Raw genomic sequence first — 17,233 nt, forward strand, 5'->3', positions numbered from 1 at the left:
GACTGGCGACGCAAATTGCTGCAATGCACCAAATGCAATGCTGCTATGCAATATTGTGCATATTAAATCAGATCAGTTGAGTTATTCTCAAATCAGGAATTTTCGGCAGCGTCACCTCCTCCCGGCTCTGTCGAAACGGATGGCCTCTCTCCTCCCAGAAGGCTTTCCATACCCAACGAAACCCACCGCACCTCCTCCCGCGGTGGGTTTTGTCGTTTCAGGGCTCAATCGTCCAGTATCTGGCATGAAGAAAGCCGCCTCGCGAAATCGCCAGGCGGCTGCACTAAGCACGGTCGAATTCGATAAAACTATTGAGGCGCGGCGAGCTTCGCCGGCTTTGCCGCATCGGCTACGCTCGGTTCCTTCGACGGCGATGCGCGTGTGGTCAATGATTTCGGCGGCGGCACGTAGTAGGTATCCTTGGCCGGCGACGGCCCTGATGCGGCCGTGCTGCCGCCCTTCATTCCAGTGGTGCAGCCCGCAACGACGAGGAGGCCAAGGGCGATGACGGACAGTGCTGCTCGCATTCGATATTCCTTTGCGTGGTGGCGCCAAAGGGGCGCTTGAGAATCGCTACCCCGTTGACCATTCAATCGTGGCGATACCGCGTCAAGGCATCAGCGAATGAGAATGGCGCGCAAGTCGTTGACATTCGTCCCGGTCGGGCCCGGCACAAAAAGGTCGTCGATCGCTGCGAATGCAGTCCAGGCATCGTTGCTGTTGAGGTGTGCCGGCGCATCGTGTCCCTTGGCAAGGAGCCGCGCCACTGTCGTGCTGTCGGCGAAGGCCCCGGCATTGTCCTCGGAACCGTCGATACCGTCCGTATCGGCCGCAAAGGCGCTGATACCGTCCACACCGTCGATATCAATGGCGAGCGACAGCAGGAATTCGCTGTTGCGCCCGCCCTTGCCTTTGCCGCGAACGGTTACGGTCGTCTCGCCGCCGGAAAGAATGACGACCGGCTTCTTGAACGGCTGATCCTTCGCCAGAACCTGCTTGGCCATCGCTGCGTGGACGTGGGCAACCTCGCGTGCTTCGCCTTCGATCGCATCCGAAAGGATCGCGGCCTGTATATCCATGTCGCGCGCCACCTTGGCAGCTGCTTCGAGCGAGACCGCAGCAGATGCAATCACATGGTGTTCATGCCCCGTAAAGACGCTGTCTGAGGGTTTGGGCGCATCCGCTTTGGCCGAGTTGAGATGAGCGAGCGCGGCCTTGGGCAAATCGAGATTGTAGCGTTCGACGATGCGCAACGCGTCTTCGCGCGTGGTCTCGTCGGTGACGGTGGGGCCGGAAGCCACAAATGCCGGGTTGTCGCCGGGAATGTCCGACACGATCAGTGAGTAGACGCGGGCCGGATGTGCCGCTGCCGCGAGCCGCCCGCCCTTGATCGTCGAAAGGTGCTTGCGCACCGCATTCATCGCCGAAATGGGCGCGCCCGAGGCAAGCAGCATCTTGTTGACGGCAATCTCGTCGTCAAGCGTCATGCCTTCGGGAGGCGAAGGGAGAAGTGCCGACCCGCCGCCTGAAATAAGCGCCACCACCAGATCGTCGGCCGACAGGTCCGACACTGTTTCAAGCAGGCGCTTGGACGCGACCAGCCCGGCAGCATCGGGAACCGGATGCGATGCTTCGATGATTTCGATATGTTCGCATGGCGCGCCAAAGCCGTAGCGGGTGACCACGACACCTTCGAGCGGACCGTCCCAGACCTTCTCGAAGGCGCTGGCCATTTGCGCCGAGCCCTTGCCAGCGCCGATGACGATGGTCCTGCCCTTCGGCTTCGGCGGCAAGTGTGCAGCAATCGTCCGCTCAGGATCAGCGGCATCAACTGCGGCCTGAAACAGCTTTACGAAAAATTCCTTGTCCTCACCCATTTTCACACTTCCAGGTCAAAAACCAAAACACCCGCAACACCGTCTGCCGTGGCGGCAACGATGCGCCCTGCTATGGCCTGGTGTTCGGGATGGACGAGATAGGCGTCACGCGCCGGAGCATCGGCAAAATCGAGAATAAACCCCTCGGAATAGCCCTTGTCCATGCCTGCCTCCGGGCTGTCATTGCCGCCATAGGAGATAGCCAGCGCACCGGGGAGATTGTCGCAAAGTTTTTGCAGATCGCGATAGATCGATTGGCGCTCCTGCGCGGTGACTTCGTCGCGAAAACGGAGAAATACACAATGGCGGATCAAGACCGGAACCCCTCTAGAATAATGCACGGGCTGGACGTCGTAATGTCCGGCTGCGCATCCTGAACAGATTGCCGGAAATTGCGAGCGCTATTTCCGCCGTGAGCCAAAATAACATCAGGCGAAGCAAGGACTACATCGCTTTCGCAAGAAGCTGTTCAACGGAGAGAGCCATAGCAAGCAGTCGACGGTCAGCGCCATGGTGGCCAATCAGCATCAACCCGCCCGGCAAGGCCATGCCGGGCATAGGCAGGCTGATCGCTGTCAAATCGAACTGGTTGGCAACCTGCGTGTTGCGCAGAAGCAATCCTTCTGTCTCCCGGTACCGCTGCTCGTTGGCGGCGACTTCCTCGATCAGCGGCGCAACGATTGGACAGGTCGGCACAGCAATAAGATCGAAGGCGCTGATCCGCCGATCCATCGCCTCTACAAGCGCACGCCGGCGCTGCATCAACGCGATGTATTCACTCTCGGGGACAGCAAGGCGGCGAAGCAGAGGACGACGAACACGTTGATCGACATCCAGGCCCTCATCATGCAGCCAGTCGGCGTGGACCCTGCTTCCCTCAATGCCGGCGATCGAGCCGACGGAGGTTGCGACAGCCATTGCATCGATAAGATCGTCAATCGAGCAATCTGCAAGGATGGCACCGGCGGCCTCGAAGCTGGCGAGGCTTGCCGCGAATGCCGTAGCGATCGATGGTTCGGTCAGGTCGAAGAGTTGGCCGCGCGGCACACCGATTCGCAGGCCCTTCAGCGCGATGGGCATGGGTGCAGCCGGCAATTCACCGGCCATGACGGCATCCGCCAGCGCGCAATCCGCGACGGAGTTCGCCAGTGGCCCCAGAGAATCAAGGCTGGGAGAGAGCGGAAAGGCGCCCTGAAGCGGGATGCGCCTTGCCGTAGGCTTGAGGCCGACGACGCCGTTCAACGCCGCCGGAATGCGGATAGAACCGCCAGTGTCGGAACCGATGGCGATTTCGCTCGTGCCTTCTGCAACTGAAATGCCGGCGCCTATCGAAGAACCGCCCGCGACCCGGTCAGGATCACCTGCATTTCCTGCGACAGGATAGTGCGGATTAAGACCGACCGCTGTAAAGGCAAACTCGGTCATGAGCGTCTTGCCGATGATCACGGCGCCGGCTTTGCGTAATCTTTCCACCACCACGGCGTCGGCTACGGCGGCTGCAGCGGTTCGTCGGATGACGGATCCCGACAGTGTCGGTTCGCCGGCGACATCGAGAAGGTCCTTGATCGAGACGATGCGCCCGTCAAGCGGACCGAGGGAGCCGCCTTCTGCGGCACGTCTGTCCGCAGCCTCGGCGGCGTTGCGCGCCGCGTCAGCATAGACCTTGACGAAGACACGCTCGTCGTCCCGGCGGGCATCGAGTTTGGCGAGCGCCAGTTCGAGCCGTTCGCGTGCTGATGGTACGGTTTGCATCTCTACCCGCTGCAGTTGTTTGCACCGAGATATAGCGGCTGGCGATCCAACTTTGGAAGAGGACCTCGCCAACATTCGGTTGCTGCTATGCAGCATCATCAATGCTGCCCTGCAACATTGGCAATTTTCTTGCCTGCCGAAGCAACGCATATTTCGTTTCAGGGAGGCCAACGAAATTAAAAAGGGGTATAAAAAATGAGCCTTCGCAACCGTATTCTTCAGTATCGCCAGTACCGCCAGAATCTTCATGAACTCAGCCGCTGCACCGATCGCAATCTTGCCGATCTTGGTATTGCCCGCGCTGACATCCGCCGCGTTGCCTGGCAGGCCGCACTTTAATTGCCGCACAATTGATTTATGGCGTTCGTGACCGTGTAGTCGCGAGCGCCATGTGCATTTTTGGCTAGCGAATAAGCGTTCCGGCCAGCATGCCTGCCACCGCCCCGGCGCTCTTGACCAGGAAATTCCCAAAGTCCGGATGCCGACCCGGGATGAAGTCCTGTGCGTATTCGAGCAATCCGCATGCGAGTACGATTAAGACTGTGTTTGCAATGCGTCGCTGGGGATAGGTCAGACTGAACAGCCCTCCGACCACCACAAAGGCGGTGAACCGCTCAACATCCGGCCCGAACGGCGTGATCGGGCGCAGGCCGATGGGGCCAACTGTTACGATGACCACCAACGCCAGCACAATCCAGGCAAACAGGTGATAGCGCGCGGGGATACCAGCGAGCGCTTTGTGAAGCCTGCGCCAGTTCATTTTGCCTCTCCCCGCGTTGCAATGGACTCAAACGTCAGCACGCTTGATATTTGGGCCAAATCCTGCGCGGAGGCAATCTGTTGGCGGCCGCTTCTCAATACTCCCTGAAGGCGCGGGACATGCTGTCGATCACGGGCTTGGCCAGATATTCAAAGAATGTGCGCTCATGCGTCTGGATCAGGATATCCGCCGGCATGCCGGGCGTTGGCGTGAAACCGTGTACCCGCGCAAGTTCGTCCGCCGGAATGCTGACACGGGCGAGATAGACTTCCTGGTGCTGGTTGGTGTCGGTCATCGAGTCGGCCGATACATAGTCGACCCGCCCGTTGATGATCGGCGTGGTACGCTGATTGAGCGCGCTGAGGCGTACATGGGCAACCTGCCCTTCCTTGACCTCATCGATCTGCATGCGCGGAATTTGCGCCTCGATGATGAGCGGCACGCCGGCTGGCAGGATCTCGATGATCGGCTTGCCGGTCTCGATAACGCCGCCCGGCGTGTGATAGTAAAGCCGTATGATCGTGCCGGCGACCGGCGCCTTTACAACGGTGCGCTCGAGGATGTTTTCTGCCTGGCGCGATTGCTCGCGTACAGTGTCGAGTTCGGCTTCGGCGCTTTGTATCTCGTCAAGGGCTGCCTGCTTTTCAGTATCCTTTGTCTGAATCATTTCCTTCTGCAGCTTCTCGATCTGCGCGTTGACTTCCTCGATCTCGGCATCGAGCCGGGCGATGGTGCCCTCGCCATCGGCAATGGCGCGCTCCAGCACATTGACCTCAGAGCGAGCCATAAGCCCCTGACGGAAGAGAGAATCCTTTGCTACGTACTCGTCCTTCAAGAGGGCCAACTGTTTTTTGGTGGAGATGATCTGCGCGTTACGGCCAATGCGGCGAAATTCGAGCGCCGAGATATTACGCTGCATCATCTGGTATTCATTGGCATATTTGGAGTGAGCGGCATTGAAGTTGTCGCTCTGGCTGTCATTGACCGCCTTTATTTCGGGATTGGCGATATTATCGAGGATGATTGCCGGCGGCTGATACCGGTCTTCCCCGCGTACGATCGCGTGCAGCCGGGCAAGAATTGCCTCAAGGCGGGCCTGACGCAAGTAAAGTTGCTGCGCATTGGCGCGCGGTGCGGTTTCATCGAGCGTCAGCAGGTCGTCGCCCTCCTTGACGCGGTCGCCTTCGCGGACCAGCAGGTCCTTGATAATGCCGCCTTCGAGATGCTGCACGATCTTGTTCTTGCCGGTGGCGACGAATGTGCCTGGTGCAATCACCGCTGCGGCAAGCGGCGCCGTAGCCGCCCAAGTGCCGAAACCACCGAAACAGACGATGATCAGCATGATGCCGAACCTGGTGTAGGGCTTGATGGAGCGCGGAACCCCATCGTACCATTGAAGATCGTTAACGACGTGCGTGGCCATCTTTTATCCCACCTATTCCGCCGCTTCGATGCTCGGCATGATCCCGGCTTCCTTATTCTTGCGCGCTATCGCTTCAAGCACGGTCGCGCGCGAGCCAAACATCGTCACCGTACCGTTGCTGAGCACCATGATCTTGTCGACGCAGCTGAGCAGCGCCGGGCGCTGCGTGATCGTGACAACCGTGATCTTGTGCTTCTTGGCGTGCGACAGCGCCTTGGTCAGCGCCGCATCGCCCTGCGAGTCGAGGTTCGAATTAGGCTCATCGAGGACGACCAGTGTCGGGCTGCCGAAGAAGGCACGCGCAAGTGCGATGCGCTGTTTCTGCCCGCCCGAGAGCGGCGCACCGTCACCTGCCACAACGGTTTCGTAGCCTTGCGGGAAGCTCGCGATCAATTCGTGCACATCGGCAAGGATAGCCGCGTCGTAAATCGCCTCGTCGGTCACGTCCTCGCGCATGCGGGCGATGTTGGCCTTGATCGTTCCCGGGAAGAGCTGCACATCCTGCGGCAGGTAGCCGATGTTTTCGCCGAACTGCCGTTGGTCCCAATTGCGTAGATCCATGAGATCGAGACGGACGCTGCCCGAAGTTGGCAGGATCGAGCCGACCAGCATCTTGCCGAGTGTCGTCTTGCCCGCGCCGGAATTGCCGATAATCGCAAGGGATTCGCCCGGCATCAGCGTAAAGGAAATGCCGTTGAGAATGACCTTCTTGTTCGGTGGCGGCACGTAGAGAATACGATCGACGTCCAGCCTGCCCTCCGGGGTCGGCAGGCGAAGCCGCTCGAAATTCAGCGGCGAGGTCTGCAGGAGGTTCTTGATGCGGCCAAAGGCGGAGCGGAACTGGATGAAGCTGTTCCATCCTTCAATGGCGCCCTCGATCGGCGCGAGCGCACGGCCGGCGATGATCGAAGCCGCGATCACCATGCCGCCGGTCATCTGACCGTCGATGGCAAGGTGGGCACCCCAGCCGAGCATGGTCACTTGCGTCAACAGGCGCGAGCATTTGGAGATGGTCGCGAAAACGATGTTACGATCCTGCGCCTTGACCTGCGCACGCAGCGAACCGGCCATATCGCGGCCCCAGATGCGAACAGCTTCGGGGATCATGGCAAGGGCATTGATGATCTGCGAATTGCGCGACATGGAATCGAGATGCAGCATGGCGCGGCTCTGGAAGTTGGTCGCCTCGGCGAACGAGGCGGCGGTTGCGCGCTGGTTGATGAAGGCGATGCAGATCAGGATCAGCGACGACACGACAACGATGTAACCGAGGTGCGGATGGACGAAGAATACCGCAACGAGAAAAATCGGGGCGATCGGCGCATCGAAGAATGAGAGGAGGGTCCCCGACGTCAAGAAGGAGCGCAGCTGCTGCAGGTCGCCAAGCACCTGATAATCCTTGCCATTGCCGTTCAGCGAGGCGCGCGCGGCTGCGCTGAGGATCGGGGCGCCAAGCTGGACTGCGACCTCGACCGCGGTGCGCATCAGGATGAAGCGGCGTATCGCATCGAGCACCACCTGGATAACGACGGCACCGACAATCACCAGCGTCAGCATTATTAGCGTATCGGTCGAGCGGCTCGTCAGGACGCGGTCTGAGATCTGAAAGAGATAGATCGGTATGGCGAGAACGAGGATGTTCAAGAACAGGGTGAAGCCCATGACGATTACGAGATTCTTGCGAACCGCCGTGACACCGTTGTTGAAACTGTCGCTGAAACTGGCGGTGGCAACGCGCTTGTGAAAGCTGGCGGCCGCGCCGCGATCGGCCTCGCGCTTCATGACTGGCCCACGATCGCCTTCGATAACTTTCCCGACTTCGCGTGCCAGGGGATTGCCAGCGGCGGAGGTCTCCGTTTTCATATCGGGCGTTTCGCTCAAGGGGATCGCGGCAGCGTTGTCGAGCGTTTCAGGATCAACCGGTGCCGCGATCGGCATTTCCTCGACCGACGTTTTTTCGGCAGCGGGCATAGCGGTGGCGCTTTCTTCCGGCTCACGGCGGTAGAGCTTGAGAATCGTTTCCTCCATCTCGGCGAGAAGATTGTCGAAGCGGTTTTGCTCATTTCCGCGCGCTGCCTGCCGCCCATTTTCCATGGCGACCCGCAAATTTGCCTGCTCTTCATGTTTCATCTATTTCGCGCCCCCCTGGCGCACGTCTTCTTGTTCTTACGAGAGGACCGTCTGCATGACATCGACTGAGTGGCTGGTGTCGGGTACGTGAATGGATGTCGAATGGTCTGCCGGCGCCGAAGCGTCTGCGTCGTGATCGAGGAATGCTACGACCTCGTTGGCCAAAGGCTGTCCCTGACCCGGCCCTGTGCTTGGCGGCTGTGATCCGATGATTTCAGCCTGGATCAGAATGGCATCGGAATAGAGCGCGCCGCCGACATAGGACAGCCCGGTGCCGTGGGTGTCGTGGTCGACGATGGCCGCGATATTCACCAATGCATTGGAACCCGTGCTGATGTCCCATTGCGTGTTCGATGTTGCGGCAAGAAGTGAATCCTCGTAATGCGCGACATAGTCGGAATCGCCGAGAATATTCACCTGCTCGACATAATTGAGATCGTAGACGCTCCCGGTGATATAGAGCGCGCGGAGACCCTCGATGCCGTGAAAGTTCGGGTCGCTGCCAAAACCATCCGGCATTTTGTAGTTGCCGCTGGCAAGTCCTGTGAGTGCGTCCTGATAATGCTGCGGTATCCCCGTAACCCAGTTGGTCGCGTCGCCACTCTGAATACTGGCGGCATTCCACAAGAGATTGTCACTGGTTGAAAGCTTGCCGTTATATGCGCCAGCTGCGCCGCCCGTGGTTAGGGTGTCGTTGTCGAACAGTATATTCGTCTGGAAGATGAAATTGCCGTCGTAATAGTGGCCGCCGATCATGACGAGATCGTAAGTGTTGCACAGTTCGGCGAAGGTCGCAGTGTTCATCGACATGTTCGCACCGGTGGTGATCGTCGTATAGGAACCGGTCGCGTTGAGCACATGCATGTCATTGTCGGAGATGAAGCTGTACTGGGAGATCCAGTTCATCTGCAGGAGATCGCCATTGATGACGGTGATTTGCCAGTTCTGCGGAAGGTGCGTCGTATCGCCGGACGATGCTGGCGTTCCGCCGGTACTATCCGCCTGATGCACGAAGTTGGCGATGTTCATCGCGTTGGTGGAAGGTTGGCACAGGGATTGCTGTCCCGCGAAACCGTTCTCGAACGTATCGCTGTCGCTATAGGCATTGGTCTGCACGATCGCATCGATGCGATAATGATTGCCGGCCACCGCGAAATGCCCGCTTATCGCATCAAGGCTCGTGAGGACGACCTGATTGACCATAAGGTTCGCGCCGGCCTGAACGGTCACCGAACCCGCAAGGTCCGAACCATCGGTCAATATGGATTGGCTCGACACGATGGTGGGTTGTGCCGCGTCATGGTCCGTCGCCTTGATGAAATCCGGCAGCGACTGGCTGATGCCCGGCGCGCTCGTCACCTGCTCCCCGTTGACAAACAGGCCGTCGATGGCCGGTCCGGTAATGACCGTAACACCCGGTGTCGCCGCAAGCGGTCCTGTCGCTGCCGCATGGATGAAACCAAGCTGATCGTTGAAGAACTGCGCAACCTCGGCGCCGTTGCCCGGAACGGCGGCTGATGTGAAGGATTCGGAGACCGCGAATGCCTGCGAGGACAGGTGCGCGAAGCCAGCATCGTCGGTGAAATCGAGATTCACCGGCATCTTGTTGCCCATGATGACGACGTCGTTGTCCTGCATGTGGTTGGTCTGCTTCAAGACCATCGATGTCTCGGAGGCACCGGACCCGAAATAGGGTCCCTCCTCCACGACCCCATGCGCAACATCTGAACCCGATCCGTGCGGATGGGTCGGCGTGTGCGGCAGTCGGTGCATGCCGATTTCGATTTCGTCCAAATTGACGTCGACCCAGGGCATAGATGGCAGGCCGACCGGCGACCATGGCATGGGCGTATAATCGATATGCGCGTCTGAAAACGCCGGCGGCAATTGCGGAGTCGCATGTGTATCGATTGCCAGAATGTCTTTGAAATGCGGATCAGCGTCGGGGGTGATCTTGAATTCACGGTATTCCAGCCGCGCTCTCGCGGCTTCGATGGATGTGTGGAAATAACCTACGAAATGGGCAATTGACTCTGAAATCTGATCACTGAAACCCAGCATTGCAGTCCCCGCCACATTCACGGCATCTGCCTTTGGACAAAGAGGTCTGCGCAAATTTCGCGCAGACCAATGTCAGGCAGTTTGCCTGCGTGTTACCGTTACTCGCTGTCACCACTGATGGTGGTATGCGTGTAGGTTCCATTGATAACGGTAGCGTCGAATGCGTTTTGCTGCAGGTTAGCGCCTAGAACGATATCCTGCGTGAACGCTGTTGATGTCAGATTGGCTGCGGCACTTGCCGCACTGGAGCCAGCCACATCGTCGCCGGCATGTGCGCCGCCGCCGTGATTGCCGAACCAGCTGTCCCAACCGTCAGCACCACTTCCGATACCATCGCCCGCTGTAGCAGCGCCCCCGGTTGCATCCAGCGTTACGCTGCCCGAGTTGTCTTGGCTGACATGAGAGAGCTGATCGTTGTCGACGAGATCCGCCACCTGATTAATGGCGAATCCGGTGTTTGTTCCCGCACCGTTAAACGCGCCATTGAAGATGTCCGAAAAGTGAACGTCGTTGCCTGGATCGAAGTTGATACTGCCCGAGTCGGTTATGAACATGTTGTCGAAGTTGGTGTGGCTCAGATCGAGATCTGCAAAGTCGTTGTCGGTTGGCAGATATCCATCCAGGTTCACACCGACATCCACATGCACGGCCGTATCCGACGTGTTGGTGTTGGTATTTGCGTTGTGGTTGTCACTTTCATTGAGGTTGGCATTAAGATTGCCATTGGCATTCAGATTGCCATTGCCATTGAGGTTACCATTGCCGTTGAGGTTACCGTTGCCATTCCAGTTCGAATTGTCCGAACTTGAATGTTGATCCTGGTTTTGGCTTTGCCCCTGTCCCTGTCCTTGCCCTTGAGCCTCCAGTTGCCCCTGGGCTTGCCCCTGCAACTGTAAGGCCAGCGCGGCGGCCACAGCGGACGCATCGGCATCTGCAGTCGCTGACGGATCGCCGCCTGGGTGGAAATTGTAGGTGTTGTTCTTACTGTTACTCATAAAAAGCCCTCCGATGTTTTGTTTTCGGAGCTAGCAAGAACCTCTATGCATTTCCAACGAGGTTTTTATGCGAGCTCGCATTGGTCTTTTATTTTAACAGACGTCGGTTATTATGATAACAAACCAGCGTGTTTCTGGATTGCTATTGCCAATGGTATAGATTTTGTTTTTTACACGAGAGTTTTTACTTGCGTTTTCCCCACACACAAACGTCGCGCAAGCCTTGTAAGGTTAGCCCCAAAGCCATCCAAGGTTAAGCTACCAATTCTGTTTAGGGGTGGGATTACCACTTCACACAACCTAAGGTGCTGGCGGGCTCATCAAAAAGTGCAATCTTTTCAGCATCGTCGCGGAGCAGCTTTTTAGAGGTGGAGCGAGCCATGGATTAGGGCGTCCGGCGGGTCTTAGTCCCTATTGTCGAGGTGGCCCTTCGCGCACTAGTTCCGCCTTCCGGCGCCCATCCTGCTAGGCACAACAAACTATTGAGTTTTCGGTGGTCACGGCCGTGTCACGCACGATTTATTAATCCTTCCTTAATCAACAGGGATAGTTGAGGCGCAGGGAGCAGAACGACACTAAATAAACGAACTCACCCGAATAAAAAAACAATAAGAGCAAACAAATCCGGAGGGAAAATACTTCCCTCACTAAAAGGGCGTAGGGGCTTATTATGAGCGCAACAATATCGCATACCAGGTCGGACCATGTACATCATGGGGCGAAGAATGAAGACGGCTCTAAATTCAGAAACGGCATCTTTATCTATGCCGAAGCTGGAGTGGTTTTCCAGGGATTGGTTCAATCACTGGAACGCACCTTCCCTGATCTGAAGATCCGCCTTTCGAGCAAGCTCAACGAAACCGAAGAATCGGATGAGAACACAGGTCTCGTCCTTATTCATGCCGGCTTCGCCTTCGATCTCGCAGATAGCGTCGAACGTTGCAAGCATCGCTTTCCGCATGCTTCGATCACTTTGATGATCGATGAAAACAGCACCGGCATTCACGAATACAATACACTCTTCGACAGTAAGCAGGTCCAGGGATTGCTTCCCTTCAGCCTGAAGCTCGACATCTGGCTTGCAGTCGTATGGCTGCTGCTGAATGGCGGTGAATACTATCCGTCGACCATCGTTCGCTCGATGGAAAAGACAGCGCCTGCCAAGTCGCAAGGTGCGAACGGCCAGGCGAAGAGCGCGGTCGGACCGATGAAGTCGTTGACCATTCGCGAACATCAGATCCTCGAACTGCTTTCTGAAGGACTGCAGAACAAGATCATCGCGGATCGGCTGGCCCTGTCAGAGCACACGGTGAAGGTGCACGTCCATAATCTCATCCGCAAGCTGCGCGTCCATAACCGGACCCAGGCTGCCGCGATCTATCGCGACAGTATCGATCAGGAGGAGGCCCGGCCCCCTTTTAGAGGGTATAGCGCACCACTCCAGCATCCGCAGAGCACATATGTGATGAGCCAGGCCGTCTGAGCTAATCCGAGGCAAGGCAAATGTCCCGCATCAATGACGTACTGATGCTGGTGGGCAAACTGAACTACACGTGGACGAACACCGAAAGCCTGTTCATCTACCTGATTGCCCACCTGCTGGACACCAACAAGGAAGCGGCGACCGTCATCTTCCTGACGTTGAACACGACGCGTGCCCGCATCGATCTGATCGAACGGCTGGCGAAGATCAGTTCGACGCCGCCTGAAACCAAGGCCGCAGTGCTCGAGATCACCGGGCGTATGTCGCGCGAACAGCGGCTGCGGAACAAATACAACCATTGCATCTATTCGTTCGATGAGGCTGGCGTGCTGACATCGACGCAACTGATGCGCATCGTCGACATGGACGACAACCTCAAATACGGCAAGGTCGAAGCCCTGGACGACCAGGAGCTTCAGCGCATCCAGGCAACGATCGATGCCATCATCGAAGTAAATCGGGATATATGGGCGTTCATCAAGCTCTATAGGATACCGGTATGAGGAGCCCCCCAGTTCCATCCATCGTGATTCCCGGTGCACCGGCCCATGTCGCCGACGCGGCATGGAACCTCGTTTTGCATCATTTCTAGTAGTTATTGCTATGGCGTTTACGGCACCGTTAATCATTATTAATTATTGACGAAATATCAATATACTATACTCTATTCTTGGTACAATGATTGAGGAAATCGTGAAATACAAAGACTAACCGCTAATATTCAAATATAAATCCGAAAATTCTCCTGATTTGTACACTAAAAAACCAGAGGCGCTTCTTTTTGTGGAAGAAGAAACGCCTAGCCGCTTAAATCTGCGGCTACGAATGAAGCAACGTTCTGCGTCGCCGTGGGGGAGGACGCAGGCAAGAATGAAAAGGGTCATTTTGGGGGGCCTGCAACGTGACACACATGCCAGAACCGCTGAACAAACAGCGGCGGAAAAAGACGACGATACGACGCCAGGATCAAGAAGAGACACGGCGCGCTATCGCTTCGATTGCCGGACTCGTTGACGGGTCCTTGGTGGTACTGACCGGAATTTACCCGGCCATGCGTGACAACGCGTTCAGTCGTTGCACTTCCCGTTCCGCGGCGAATGTCGACCGGGCCTAAAGCCCACCGAGTGAACAGAAAATGCAATTTCACGCAACATTATGCCAAGGGTATCATGAGTAACCGCCTGCAAAACTTCTGCCCATCCAAGACAGTGCATTCACGGATCGTCAATGCCTTGTGGATCGAATATGGCGGCACGCCATGGAACATGGCTCCCGACTGGGAGCCGGAACGCGCCTGGGCGCGCCAGCTCGACCTGACGCTCATCCCGAATCTCGGACCTATGTCCGTGGCCATTCTCGTGCAATGGCTTGCAGCCGGCGATGAGGACGAACAGTCGAAATAGGGAAATCTTCCATCACGATGCTCAGCGCACAACATTTGCCGCGTTCACCTGAGGTACGGGCATTTTCCCGCTGTCGGGATTGGAATGGAATCGAAGTGATTATGGTCCGGGACAGGGGTGCTACGCCGAAATTCTGACTGGCATACTATAGAATTCCGGCGTAGGTCCCCCACTGACTGCCCGCTTGCTCCCACACACGCTTGAATGCTTTTTTGTTTTGTTTTCATGCGTTAAACTTGCGACCACGGGTTGAGACTATGAATGCTCCCGTTACGCAAGCGTGACTCAAACCGCGTTTTTGCGACTAAAGTCGCAGATTCGGATAATTAATTGGGTCTAGGCGCAATTAGACCGAATTCATTCATGTGATATCGGCTTCCGGCGGTGTCGTCCCGAACACTTTGAACTGCGCCAGTTATCATTTCAGGAGATAGAAGCCTTCAGCCGCGAAGTTTGCGCCACTGCGTCGTCGCGTTGAAGCGCCATCCGGCGAATTCAGGAGAAACGTCTCCAGGAGCCGAAGGCTGGCCTTCCAAGAGGATGCCGAGCAGGGCTTCCGCATCCTCGCGCTTGATGTTGCGCATATGCGGCTTCAGCCGGTCAGCCGGATTTTCGATATCCGCAGCGACAGCGTCAAAGATGCGCCGCCAGCTGCGCTCCTTGAAGAACACTGCATCCGCCCTGGCGCGGATCAGCTCATGCTCGTCCCGATGAATGGAGCCAGCGGCGAGTGCGGCGTCGAGCGTGGCGTCGACGGTCACCATGGCTTCGCTGAAGGCAAGATAGCCGAATTCGGCAGGCGCATGCACCTGCGCGACCGCCGCATCGTCCTCGAGCCCGCCATGGGCATAGCGCTCGAAAACATGACCAATGCCGATCATGCCGAAGGGGTGGCACTCGGCGGCGCGCAGCGCACCCATGCTCGCCGCGCCGTAAACCGTCGCGCCGGCCGAGAGGGCGTGCAGAATCTCCTTGTGCCAGACGGCCGCGACATCCTCGAAGCGTCCGTCAACGAGCGCAATGACGTCAAAGCCCTGATCGACCGCATGGGTAATGTCGCCGCATTTCGCCGGGCCGCGGCACGTCAGGCCATATTCAGGGAGAACCCTATCCTCGCCGCTTTTCAGCGGCACGAATTTGGTGCCGGACAGGCTCGGACCTGCAAAGAGAACCTGCATCGCCCCTCCTACTGCCGCAGCATGGCGTTGAGCGCACGCCCGCCGAAACGGTGCTTGCGCGTGCCGGCGGGACTTTCAAGCTCGTTCACGAGCACGCGGCACACCGACATGCCATAGGCTTCGCCGCCGAGCGGCACGGCGATGACGCTGCCGATGCCGCACCGACGCAGCGGTTCGAGATAGGTTTCGAGGCCGGCGCGCGCATGCGGCTCCGGCTCCTCGAAACGCCAATGGTCCGAAGGCGTCGCATGTATGTAGACGGCAAGGTCGGGTGCGAGGCGCTGGTGATATTCCGACGGGTCGAAATCGTCGCGGGCGCCGGAAATATTGGTGATGCGGGTCTGCGCCGCCTCGGTGATGGCGCGCATGGCGGCAACGCGCGGCGACAAATGGCAGCCATAGCCGGCGGCGAGGTCGAAATGCAGGTAGGTTCCGTGCTGGGTGGCGGGGCTGATCGTCGCCATGAATACCGGCAGGCCGATATCGGATGTCGTGTTGAAGAGCCGCAGGACGAAATTTGCCGCCGCGATGCGCTCGGCCATCCAGTCGATGCCGGCATCGGCAAAAACCGCGGGATCCACACAGCGCGCATGAACGCCGGCATCGCGCTGGAAGCGCCACAGTTCGGTGGCGTCACGTTCGACACGCTCACAAAGCCCGTGAATCACCGCCTCGAGCAGGCAATTGCCGGAAGCAAGGCCGTCGGTCGACTGGCAATAGTGGAAGGACTGCCGCTCCGCCGTGAAATCGAGCGTCACCAGTTCGCGCGGCACGAAAACCGGCCTGTCCTTCAGAAGATCGTAGCCTTCGAGCCAATGATCGGTCTCGTCGGGGCCGGCCTCGTCCGCGCCGCGCATCAGCAGCATGCGCCCGTCAAAGACTTCGTGGCCAGCATCGCGCAAGGCGCGGCGGCTGGCGGCAAAGGAAGCCACCGGAATGTTTTCGGCTATGGCGATTTCCGCCGCTTCCATGACCGCCGAGGCGCGGGCGTGGGCCGCGGTGACGCCCTTGCCCTGGCTGACGGCGAGGGTGCGGCTGTTGGGCCGCACAGCCATCCACACGGGAATGCCGATGCGATCGAGGCCGGTGACCTCTGCCATGCGCACGATGCCGAGCGCAGAAAAATGCGGACGCAAACGATTTACCGTCGCATCCGCATCGATCAGACGCGTGGAGGATGGTTCGCCGGCGCGGAAGGCGGTGCGAAGCCTTGCTTCGTCAGCCGCCAACCGATCGCGAACCCCGGCCAATGGTTTCATTGCAACTCCATCTGGCCGCACATTACGCATTCAACACAAATCAACTCCGAATGCCGTTCTCGTCAGTTCAACCCTGCGTGATGTGTAGAGATCGATCGATCGGACGCATTGGAAAGGCCATCGAAGGAAAACGCACGATCAGACGCATCGCTGCGACCGTCGAACGAAAAAGCACGATCGGACGCGTCACTGCGGCCGTCGAACGAAAAAGCGCGATCTGACGCGTCACTGCGGCCGTCGAACGAAAAAGCACGATCGGACGCATCGCTACGGCCGTCGCAGGAAAGCATACGATCTGATGGATCACTCCGCCCGTCGAAAGAAAAAGCGCGATCTGACGCATCGCTACGGCCGTCGCTTGCAGCAATGCGGTCGTTCAACAATCCGCCCATTGAAGAAAGAAACTCCTGACCGGCCAATCCCAGCGAACCGATCAAATCACGATCAAGACACTCAGCAGTTCGGGTTTCCGTATTTACAAGCCAGAGCTTGTTGGAATCCACGTCGTTCACGATATAAAACTTTGCCATGCGAATAACCTTTCTATGAAGGAGAGCCCACATGGCAAAGGTATGACGATTCTGAAACAGATCAAGGAGAACTGTTACTTAGCGATCGTTTTTAGCAAAGATTCTTACTTATTTTTTACGGGGATCCGGGTCAACGAAAAAAGACTCTGTTTCTGCTTCGGATCGACTATTTGTTGCGATTGCTATGCTAACTCCCTTTATGGTAGTGATTCCATTTCTGCGAGCCTTGTCTACAACTCCGATAAACCCAGGGTCTGCAGCACCTGCCTTTTGGAGTGCCGCGTCCGTTACTGGTTCAACGCTGCGATTATCTACATCGACCAGCCAAAGGTCGTTGCTTCCCGTCTCACCGATAATGAAATATTTGGCCATTCAGAGCGAT

Annotated in this window: 17 protein-coding genes; 4 read left to right on the forward strand and 13 right to left on the reverse strand. The window is 57.6% G+C overall.

Going from position 1 to position 17,233, the window contains the following annotated elements; all coding sequences use genetic code 11:
* Positions 1-308: 308 nt before the first annotated feature.
* From BR48_RS0104940 to BR48_RS0104955, 4 genes are all read right to left on the reverse strand, one after another.
* Positions 309-527: a hypothetical protein gene (locus tag BR48_RS0104940; protein WP_027230290.1), complete on the reverse strand. Its 219-nt coding sequence runs from the start codon at positions 525-527 to the stop codon at positions 309-311.
* A 90-nt stretch (positions 528-617) separates the two neighbouring features.
* Positions 618-1,877: a glycerate kinase gene (locus tag BR48_RS0104945; RefSeq protein WP_036813340.1), complete on the reverse strand. Its 1,260-nt coding sequence runs from the start codon at positions 1,875-1,877 to the stop codon at positions 618-620.
* A 2-nt stretch (positions 1,878-1,879) separates the two neighbouring features.
* Positions 1,880-2,191, reverse strand: coding sequence for a Dabb family protein (locus BR48_RS0104950; protein WP_027230292.1), 312 nt, complete (start codon positions 2,189-2,191; stop codon positions 1,880-1,882).
* Positions 2,192-2,321: 130 nt separating this feature from the next.
* Complete coding sequence (locus BR48_RS0104955; RefSeq protein ID WP_036813343.1) at positions 2,322-3,629, reverse strand: amidase; 1,308 nt, start codon at positions 3,627-3,629, stop codon at positions 2,322-2,324.
* Positions 3,630-3,824: 195 nt separating this feature from the next.
* Here BR48_RS0104955 and BR48_RS25745 point away from each other — a divergent pair, with 195 nt between their 5' ends.
* Positions 3,825-3,968 carry a DUF1127 domain-containing protein gene (locus BR48_RS25745; RefSeq protein ID WP_081815759.1) on the forward strand — a complete coding sequence of 48 codons (144 nt, stop codon included), beginning with the start codon at positions 3,825-3,827 and terminating at the stop codon, positions 3,966-3,968.
* Between the two features lie 64 nt (positions 3,969-4,032).
* On the opposite strand, the gene BR48_RS0104965 is transcribed toward BR48_RS25745, so the two are convergent.
* The 5 genes from BR48_RS0104965 to BR48_RS23825 all read right to left on the reverse strand — a co-directional run bounded on the left by BR48_RS0104965 (position 4,033) and on the right by BR48_RS23825 (position 10,998).
* Entirely contained in the window at positions 4,033-4,389 is a 357-nt protein-coding gene (locus tag BR48_RS0104965) for a hypothetical protein (protein WP_051614542.1), read from the reverse strand.
* Positions 4,390-4,483: 94 nt separating this feature from the next.
* A complete protein-coding gene (locus BR48_RS0104970) occupies positions 4,484-5,812 on the reverse strand; it encodes an HlyD family type I secretion periplasmic adaptor subunit (protein ID WP_027230295.1) in 1,329 nt (442 codons plus the stop codon).
* 12 nt (positions 5,813-5,824) lie between these two features.
* Positions 5,825-7,942 carry a type I secretion system permease/ATPase gene (locus BR48_RS0104975; protein WP_027230296.1) on the reverse strand — a complete coding sequence of 706 codons (2,118 nt, stop codon included), beginning with the start codon at positions 7,940-7,942 and terminating at the stop codon, positions 5,825-5,827.
* Positions 7,943-7,978: 36 nt separating this feature from the next.
* Positions 7,979-10,003, reverse strand: a complete 2,025-nt coding sequence (locus BR48_RS0104980) for a hypothetical protein (protein WP_027230297.1) — start codon at positions 10,001-10,003, stop codon at positions 7,979-7,981.
* Positions 10,004-10,101: 98 nt separating this feature from the next.
* A complete protein-coding gene (locus tag BR48_RS23825) occupies positions 10,102-10,998 on the reverse strand; it encodes a hypothetical protein (protein ID WP_027230298.1) in 897 nt (298 codons plus the stop codon).
* A 670-nt stretch (positions 10,999-11,668) separates the two neighbouring features.
* Here BR48_RS23825 and BR48_RS25410 point away from each other — a divergent pair.
* The 3 genes from BR48_RS25410 (at position 11,669) to BR48_RS0105005 (ending at position 13,884) form a co-directional block, all read left to right on the forward strand.
* Positions 11,669-12,481, forward strand: coding sequence for a response regulator transcription factor (locus BR48_RS25410; RefSeq protein WP_051614544.1), 813 nt, complete (start codon positions 11,669-11,671; stop codon positions 12,479-12,481).
* Between the two features lie 20 nt (positions 12,482-12,501).
* Positions 12,502-12,984: a hypothetical protein gene (locus BR48_RS0104995; protein ID WP_027230299.1), complete on the forward strand. Its 483-nt coding sequence runs from the start codon at positions 12,502-12,504 to the stop codon at positions 12,982-12,984.
* A 666-nt stretch (positions 12,985-13,650) separates the two neighbouring features.
* Complete coding sequence (locus BR48_RS0105005) at positions 13,651-13,884, forward strand: hypothetical protein (protein WP_139202545.1); 234 nt, start codon at positions 13,651-13,653, stop codon at positions 13,882-13,884.
* A gap of 440 nt (positions 13,885-14,324) precedes the next feature.
* Here the strand turns inward: BR48_RS0105005 and BR48_RS0105010 are convergent, their stop codons facing one another.
* The 4 genes from BR48_RS0105010 to BR48_RS0105025 all read right to left on the reverse strand — a co-directional run bounded on the left by BR48_RS0105010 (position 14,325) and on the right by BR48_RS0105025 (position 17,223).
* Positions 14,325-15,062: a TfuA-like protein gene (locus BR48_RS0105010; RefSeq protein ID WP_027230302.1), complete on the reverse strand. Its 738-nt coding sequence runs from the start codon at positions 15,060-15,062 to the stop codon at positions 14,325-14,327.
* A gap of 8 nt (positions 15,063-15,070) precedes the next feature.
* On the reverse strand, positions 15,071-16,321 hold the full coding sequence (locus tag BR48_RS23835; RefSeq protein WP_051614546.1) for a YcaO-like family protein: 1,251 nt from the start codon (positions 16,319-16,321) through the stop codon (positions 15,071-15,073).
* Positions 16,322-16,383: 62 nt separating this feature from the next.
* Positions 16,384-16,851 (reverse strand): hypothetical protein, encoded by a 468-nt coding sequence (locus tag BR48_RS26125; RefSeq protein WP_155810809.1) that lies wholly within the window; start codon positions 16,849-16,851, stop codon positions 16,384-16,386.
* Positions 16,852-16,959: 108 nt separating this feature from the next.
* The gene (locus BR48_RS0105025; RefSeq protein ID WP_027230304.1) at positions 16,960-17,223 is read right to left on the reverse strand and encodes a hypothetical protein; all 264 of its coding nucleotides are present in this window, start codon (positions 17,221-17,223) and stop codon (positions 16,960-16,962) included.
* Positions 17,224-17,233: the final 10 nt, after the last annotated feature.

The organism is Phyllobacterium sp. UNC302MFCol5.2, assembly GCF_000686005.1.
In the GTDB taxonomy this organism is placed as follows: domain Bacteria; phylum Pseudomonadota; class Alphaproteobacteria; order Rhizobiales; family Rhizobiaceae; genus Phyllobacterium; species Phyllobacterium pellucidum.